At 71.6% G+C, this 6,669-nt stretch carries 8 protein-coding genes; all 8 read right to left on the reverse strand.

The features are described from left to right. Positions 1-59: 59 nt before the first annotated feature. Positions 60-1,268 (reverse strand): methionine adenosyltransferase, encoded by a 1,209-nt coding sequence (gene metK, locus ACFWOG_RS38535; RefSeq protein ID WP_329947948.1) that lies wholly within the window; start codon positions 1,266-1,268, stop codon positions 60-62. Positions 1,269-1,419: 151 nt separating this feature from the next. Further along, positions 1,420-2,655 carry a bifunctional phosphopantothenoylcysteine decarboxylase/phosphopantothenate--cysteine ligase CoaBC gene (gene coaBC / locus ACFWOG_RS38540; RefSeq protein ID WP_329947947.1) on the reverse strand — a complete coding sequence of 412 codons (1,236 nt, stop codon included), beginning with the start codon at positions 2,653-2,655 and terminating at the stop codon, positions 1,420-1,422. Positions 2,656-2,802: 147 nt separating this feature from the next. Next, entirely contained in the window at positions 2,803-3,069 is a 267-nt protein-coding gene (gene rpoZ, locus ACFWOG_RS38545) for a DNA-directed RNA polymerase subunit omega (RefSeq protein WP_030240625.1), read from the reverse strand. Positions 3,070-3,105: 36 nt separating this feature from the next. Continuing rightward, positions 3,106-3,663: a guanylate kinase gene (gene gmk, locus ACFWOG_RS38550; protein WP_327675652.1), complete on the reverse strand. Its 558-nt coding sequence runs from the start codon at positions 3,661-3,663 to the stop codon at positions 3,106-3,108. Positions 3,664-3,711: 48 nt separating this feature from the next. Further along, positions 3,712-4,038: an integration host factor, actinobacterial type gene (gene mihF / locus ACFWOG_RS38555; RefSeq protein ID WP_030056187.1), complete on the reverse strand. Its 327-nt coding sequence runs from the start codon at positions 4,036-4,038 to the stop codon at positions 3,712-3,714. Positions 4,039-4,442: 404 nt separating this feature from the next. Continuing rightward, positions 4,443-5,276 (reverse strand): orotidine-5'-phosphate decarboxylase, encoded by an 834-nt coding sequence (gene pyrF, locus ACFWOG_RS38560; RefSeq protein ID WP_329947946.1) that lies wholly within the window; start codon positions 5,274-5,276, stop codon positions 4,443-4,445. A gap of 28 nt (positions 5,277-5,304) precedes the next feature. Next, a complete protein-coding gene (locus ACFWOG_RS38565; protein ID WP_329878688.1) occupies positions 5,305-6,417 on the reverse strand; it encodes a quinone-dependent dihydroorotate dehydrogenase in 1,113 nt (370 codons plus the stop codon). A gap of 66 nt (positions 6,418-6,483) precedes the next feature. Next, positions 6,484-6,669, reverse strand: a 186-nt coding sequence (locus tag ACFWOG_RS38570) for a hypothetical protein (protein ID WP_355407782.1), incomplete at its 5' end; no start/stop codon positions are given.

Below are 6,669 nucleotides of genomic sequence, written 5' to 3' on the forward strand. Positions count from 1 at the left end.
GTCCGGCACACCGGACGGCCACCACCTGCGGTCGGAGCTCAAACGGTCGGACGACCGGATCAGGCCTGGACGGCCTTCTTCAGCTGGTCGACGCGGTCGGTGCGCTCCCAGGTGAAGTCCGGCAGCTCACGGCCGAAGTGGCCGTAGGCGGCGGTCTGCGAGTAGATCGGCCGCAGCAGGTCCAGGTCGCGGATGATCGCGGCCGGACGCAGGTCGAACACCTCGGTGACGGCCTTCTGGATGGTGAGGACCGGCACGGTCTCGGTGCCGAAGGTCTCCACGAACAGGCCGACCGGCTCGGCCTTGCCGATCGCGTACGCGACCTGCACCTCGGCGCGGCGGGCGAGGCCGGCGGCGACGATGTTCTTCGCCACCCAGCGCATCGCGTACGCGGCCGAGCGGTCCACCTTGGACGGGTCCTTGCCGGAGAAGGCGCCGCCGCCGTGGCGGGCCATGCCGCCGTAGGTGTCGATGATGATCTTGCGGCCGGTCAGGCCGGCGTCGCCCATCGGGCCGCCGATCTCGAACCGGCCGGTCGGGTTGACGAGCAGGCGGTAGCCGTCGGTGACCAGCTTGATGCCCTGCTCGGCCAGCGCCTTCAGCTCCGGCTCCACGACGAACTCGCGGACGTCCGGGGTGAGCAGCGAGTCGAGGTCGATGTCGCTGGCGTGCTGGGTGGAGACGACCACGGTGTCGAGGCGGACGGCCTTGTCGCCGTCGTACTCGATGGTGACCTGGGTCTTGCCGTCGGGGCGCAGGTACGGGATCGTCCCGTTCTTGCGGACCTCGGTGAGACGGCGGGAGAGGCGGTGCGCCAGGGTGATCGGCAGCGGCATGAGCTCGGGCGTCTCGTCGGACGCGTAGCCGAACATCAGGCCCTGGTCACCGGCGCCCTGCTTGTCCAGGGAGTCCTCGTCGCCCTCGACCCGGGCCTCGTACGCGGTGTCGACGCCCTGCGCGATGTCGGGAGACTGCGCACCGATGGACACCGACACGCCGCAGGAGGCGCCGTCGAAGCCCTTCTTGGAGCTGTCGTAGCCGATCTCCAGGATCTTGTCCCGGACGAGCTGGGCGATCGGCGCGTACGCCTTGGTGGTCACCTCGCCGGCCACGTGCACCTGGCCGGTCGTGATCAGCGTCTCCACGGCGACCCGGGAGGTCGGGTCCTCACGGAGGAGAGCGTCAAGGATGGTGTCGCTGATCTGGTCAGCGATCTTGTCGGGGTGTCCCTCGGTCACGGATTCCGAGGTGAACAGGCGGCGAGACACAGCGCTCCCTGGGGTTGCAGCGGCTGCTGACTGAAAGCCCCGGTCGGACCCGGGAACTTCCGGAAAGACTTGATTCCTGGAGTGTAACGGTCGGCTTCCGACAATCGTCACGCGATTCCGCAATTGGAGACCGCCCTCCCACCCTTCGAGATCAGTCGACGGGCGGATCCAGCCGTTCGGCGACCAGGCCCCAGACGACGTCCGCGAGCGCCTCCTTCGGACCCACCGGAACGGGCGTCTCACTGCCGTCCGAGCCCAGTACGACGGCCTCGTTGACGTCCTGGCCGAAGGCCTTGCCGTCCCCGACCTCGTTGACGACGAGCAGGTCGCAGCCCTTGCGGGCGAGCTTCGCCCGGCCGTTGGCGAGCACCTCGTCGGTCTCCGCCGCGAAACCCACGACCAGTTGGCCCGAACGGGGACGGTGGGCCGAGAGCTCGGCCAGGATGTCCGGGTTGCGGACGAGCTCGACGGGCGGCTGCTCGACCCCGTCGACCTTCTTGATCTTGCCGGTGGCGTAGACCGCGGGGCGGAAGTCCGCCACCGCCGCGGCCATGACCACCGCGTCCGCCTCGGTGGACGCCGTCAGGACGGCGTCCCGGAGCTCCAGGGCGGTGGCCACCCGCACCACGTCCACCCCGGCCGGATCGGGCAGCTCGGCATTGGCCGAGATCAAGGTCACACGGGCACCACGCGCCGCAGCGGTCGCCGCGAGCGCGTACCCCTGCTTGCCGGAGGAGCGGTTGCCCAGGTAGCGGACCGGGTCGAGCGGCTCCCGGGTGCCGCCGGCCGAGACCACCACGTGCCGCCCGGCGAGGTCGGTCCGGACGCCGCCGTAGCGCAGCACCGCCCGGCAGGCGTCGAAGATCGCGGACGGCTCGGGGAGCCGCCCCTTGCCGGTGTCCTTGCCGGTCAGCCGCCCGCTGGCGGGCTCCAGCACGATCACGCCCCGGCGGCGCAGCGTGGCGACGTTCTCCCGGGTGGCCGGGTGCTCCCACATCTCGGTGTGCATCGCGGGTGCCAGGACGACCGGGCAGCGCGCGGTGAGCAGGGTGTTGGTGAGCAGGTCGTCGGCGAGCCCGTGGGCGGCCCTGGCCATCAGGTCGGCGGTGGCGGGGGCGACCACGACCAGGTCGGCGCTCTGCCCGATCCGCACGTGCGGCACCTCGTGGACGCGTTCCCAGGTCGCGGTGGCGGCCGGGCGCCCGGAGAGCGCGGCCCAGGTGGCCTCGCCGACGAAGTGCAGCGCCGCCTCGGTGGGCACCACGGTGACCTGGTGGCCGGACTCGGTGAACCTGCGCAGCAGCTCGCACGCCTTGTACGCGGCGATGCCGCCGCTGACGCCGAGGACGACGCGCGGTGCGCCCGCCTGCTCCGTGCTGCCGCCCATGATCCCCATCTCTCCTCGCTCGGTGCGTGCTCACCCTACGGCCCGCCGGCGATCACCCGCACGGTGGCACCCCCACGGCCCCCGCGGCAACGCCGCAGGGCCCGTCGGAGCGAACTCCGACGGGCCCTGCGGGCGAAGGCGGGTGCCTCAGGCGGCCTCGATCGCCTCGGCGGTCAGCATGCCTGCGTTGATCTCGCGCAGCGCGATCGACAGCGGCTTCTCGTGCACGTGGGTGTCGACCAGCGGGCCGACGTACTCCAGCAGGCCCTCGCCGAGCTGGGAGTAGTACGCGTTGATCTGACGGGCACGCTTGGCCGCGTAGATCACCAGGCTGTACTTGGAGTCGGTGGCCTCAAGCAGCTCGTCGATCGGCGGGTTGATGATGCCCTCGGGCGCGGTCATGGAAGAGGACACGCGAAAACCTTCCGAAAGGGTGGAAAAGACAAAAGCTCAGCCTACACCGAGCAAGGCTAGCAGTTCGGTCGCCACCTGCTCGACGGAGGTGTTGACGAGCGTGCTGTCGAACTCCGGCTCGGCGGCCAGCTCGACCTTCGCCGCCTCCAGGCGCTTCTCGATCACGTCCTGCGGCTCGGTGCCGCGGCCGGTGAGCCGGCGGACCAGCTCGTCCCAGCTCGGCGGAGCCAGGAAGACGAGCTGCGCCTCGGGCATGGACTCGCGCACCTGGCGGGCGCCCTGCAGGTCGATCTCCAGCAGCACGGGCTCGCCGCGCTCCAGCTTCTCCAGGACCGCGGAGCGCGGCGTGCCGTAGCGGTTGCCCGCGAACACGGCCCACTCCAGCAACTCGCCGTTGGCGATCAGCTTGTCGAACTCGTCGTTGTCGACGAAGTGGTACTGGACCCCGTTCTGCTCGCCCGGCCTCGGGTGGCGGGTCGTCGCCGACACCGAGAGCCAGACCTCGGGGTGCTGCTTCCTCATATGAGCGACGACCGTGCTCTTGCCGACCCCCGAGGGGCCGGAGAGCACGGTCAGCCGCGGACGCTCACTCATGCACCGATTATCCCGGATCGCGGACGATCCCGGGACCACGGGGCACGGTCAGGCGGCACCGCCGCCGAACTCCCGCTCCAGGGAGGCGATCTGGTTGGTTCCGAGACCACGGACACGCCGGCTCTCGCTGATACCGAGCCGCTCCATGATCTGCTTGGCCCGAACCTTGCCGACGCCCGGAAGGGACTCCAGCAGGGCGGAGACCTTCATCTTGCCGATCACGTCGTTGTCAGCCTTGCCGGCCTTGATCACCTCGTGCAGCGAGGCGCCGGAGTGCTTGAGCCGGTTCTTCACCTCGGCGCGCTCCCGGCGAGCCTCGGCGGCCTTGGCGAGCGCGGCGGTGCGCTGTTCAGGGGTAAGGGGCGGAAGAGCCACGCCGTTCACCTCAGGTGTGGATGGAAGGGATTGAACTATGACTGGTTTGGTTCCCAGGACACCGGTCCACAGGGCGAACTCGCCGCCCCTGACCTGCGAGAGCAACGAGTTTCGCGGCTCTTCGATGACCTATCGCCGGACACTACCCGGATTGCGGCGCCGCGTCAGGAAAAGAACACGAAAAGTCCTGGTCAGCCAAGGCCGACCAGGACTTTCCCGGGCAAAATGACCGCGATTGCGGACCTTTGGCGCCACCGATGTGACGGCGCTCACGTCAACTCCTGAGATGGCGCGCCGCCCCGTCGCGCCACTTGCCCGCCCGCCTGCGGACCGTGCCGGGGCGGTTTCGGAGCGACACCGGCCCCGACGGGCGCGCGCGGCGGCGAATCCCGCCGCCTCGGGCGCTACTTGACCGCGTCCGCGTACTCCTGCACGAAACGGTCGGCCGCCGCCCGCAGCGCCTCGACCGAGGGGCCCTGCTTCAGCACGTCGCGGCTCACGCTCGGCACCACGTTGCGCACCGAGTCGCCGAAGACCCGCGGCAGGTCCGCCATGGTCGCGCCCTGGGCGCCGATCCCGGGGGCGAGCAGCGGGCCGTTGATCGCCAGGTCCACCCCGGCGTCGGCCAGGGTCGCACCGACCACCGCGCCGAACGAGCCGAGCGGCTCGGCGCCGGCGTTCTCGGCGGCCAGCTGCCGCAGCACGGAGGCGGCCACCGGCAGGCCGTCGGAGCCGACCGCGCGCTGCACCTCGGCGCCCTCCGGGTTGGAGGTGAGCGCCAGCGCGAAGACGCCCGCGCCGTGGGCCGTGGCCAGGTCCAGCGCCGGGCGCAGCGAGCCGAAGCCCAGGTAGGGGCTGACGGTGACGGCGTCGGAGAAGAGCGGGCTGCCGGGCGCGAGGAACGCCTCGGCGTAGGCGGCCATGGTGGAGCCGATGTCCCCGCGCTTGGCGTCCATCAGGACCAGCGCGCCGGCCGACCGGGCCTCCTCGACGGACTTCTCCAGGACGGCGACGCCCCGGGAGCCGAAGCGCTCGAAGAAGGCGGCCTGCGGCTTGAGCACGGCCACCCGGCCGGCCAGGGCCTCGACCACGGTGCGGCTGAAGGTCTCCAGGCCCGCGACGGAGTCCTCCAGGCCCCAGGCGGCGAGCAGGGAGGCGTGCGGGTCGATGCCGACGCAGAGCTGGCCGCGGGTGTCGAGGGCGTGGCGCAGCCGGGCGCCGAAGGGGGCGAGGGTCATGACGTCCTTCCGGGGAGGTGAGGGGGGTTCAGGCGGCCTTGGGCGCGTCGACCGCGCTGCCGACGGCGGCGGCCAGGTTGCGGAAGCCGCCGGCCCGGACGCGGGCGGAGAGGCCCTTGTGGATGCGGCGGCACCAGAACGGGCCCTCGTAGATGAAGGCGCTGTAGCCCTGGACCAGGTCGGCTCCGTGGATGATCCGCTGCCAGGCGTCCTCGGCGGTCTCGATGCCGCCGACGGAGACCAGGACGAGCCGGCCCTCGGTGCGGGCGCGCAGCCGCTGGAGGACCTCCAGCGCGCGGCCCTTGAGCGGGGCGCCGGAGAGGCCGCCCATGCCGATCTCCTCGACCCGGTCCGCGGGGGTGCGCAGGCCCTCGCGGCCGATCGTGGTGTTGGTGGCGATGATGCCGTCGAGGCCCAGCTCCAGGGCGAGGTCGGCGACGGCGTCGACGTCCTCGTCGGCCAGGTCGGGGGCGATCTTGACCAGCAGCGGCACGCGGTGCGGGGTGGTCCGGTCGGCGGCCTCGCGGACGGCGCCGAGCAGCGGGCCGAGGTGCGAGACGGCCTGGAGGTTGCGCAGCCCGGGGGTGTTCGGCGAGCTGACGTTGACCACCAGGTAGTCGGCGTACCGGGCGAGCCGCTCGGTCGACTTGACGTAGTCGGCGATCGCGTCGGCCTCCTCGACGACCTTGGTCTTGCCGATGTTGACGCCGACGACCGGGGTCGAGGTGGTGTGCGGGCGGGCGGCCAGCCGGGCGGCGACCCGGGCCGAGCCCTGGTTGTTGAAGCCCATCCGGTTGATCAGGGCGCGGTCCTCGACCAGCCGGAAGAGCCGCGGGGCCGGGTTGCCGGGCTGGGCCTCACCGGTGACGGTCCCGATCTCGACGTAGTCGAAGCCGAGCATCGACAGGCCGTCGATGCCGACGCCGTTCTTGTCGAAGCCGGCCGCGAGGCCGAACGGGCCGGGCAGGTCGAGGCCGAGGGCGCCGGTGTGCAGCGCGCGGTCGCGGGGGGCCAGCACCAGCCGGACCAGGCCGCGCAGGCCGGGCACCGAGGAGGCGAGCCGGACCCAGAAGAAGGCGAGGTGGTGGGCCTTCTCCGGGTCCATCTTCTTGAAGACGAGGTCGAACAGCAGCTTGTACACAAAGTCCTCCCAGGGCATGGAAGTGGGGGGCACCCGGCGGTACTGGTGCCCCCCACTGCGGTGGTGCTACTTGGCGCGGCCGGCGTTGATCAGCTCGGCGTGCTCCTGGAGCGACATGACGCCGACCTCGTCGCGCAGCAGCCGGTCGATGCCCTGGACGGCGGCGCCCATGGCCTGCACGGTGGTCAGGCAGGGCACCGAGCGGGCGACGGCGGCGGTGCGGATCTCGTAGCCGTCGAGGCGGCCGCCGGT

Origin of the sequence: Kitasatospora sp. NPDC058406 (assembly GCF_042722765.1) — a bacterium.
Classification (GTDB): Bacteria; Actinomycetota; Actinomycetes; order Streptomycetales; family Streptomycetaceae; genus Kitasatospora.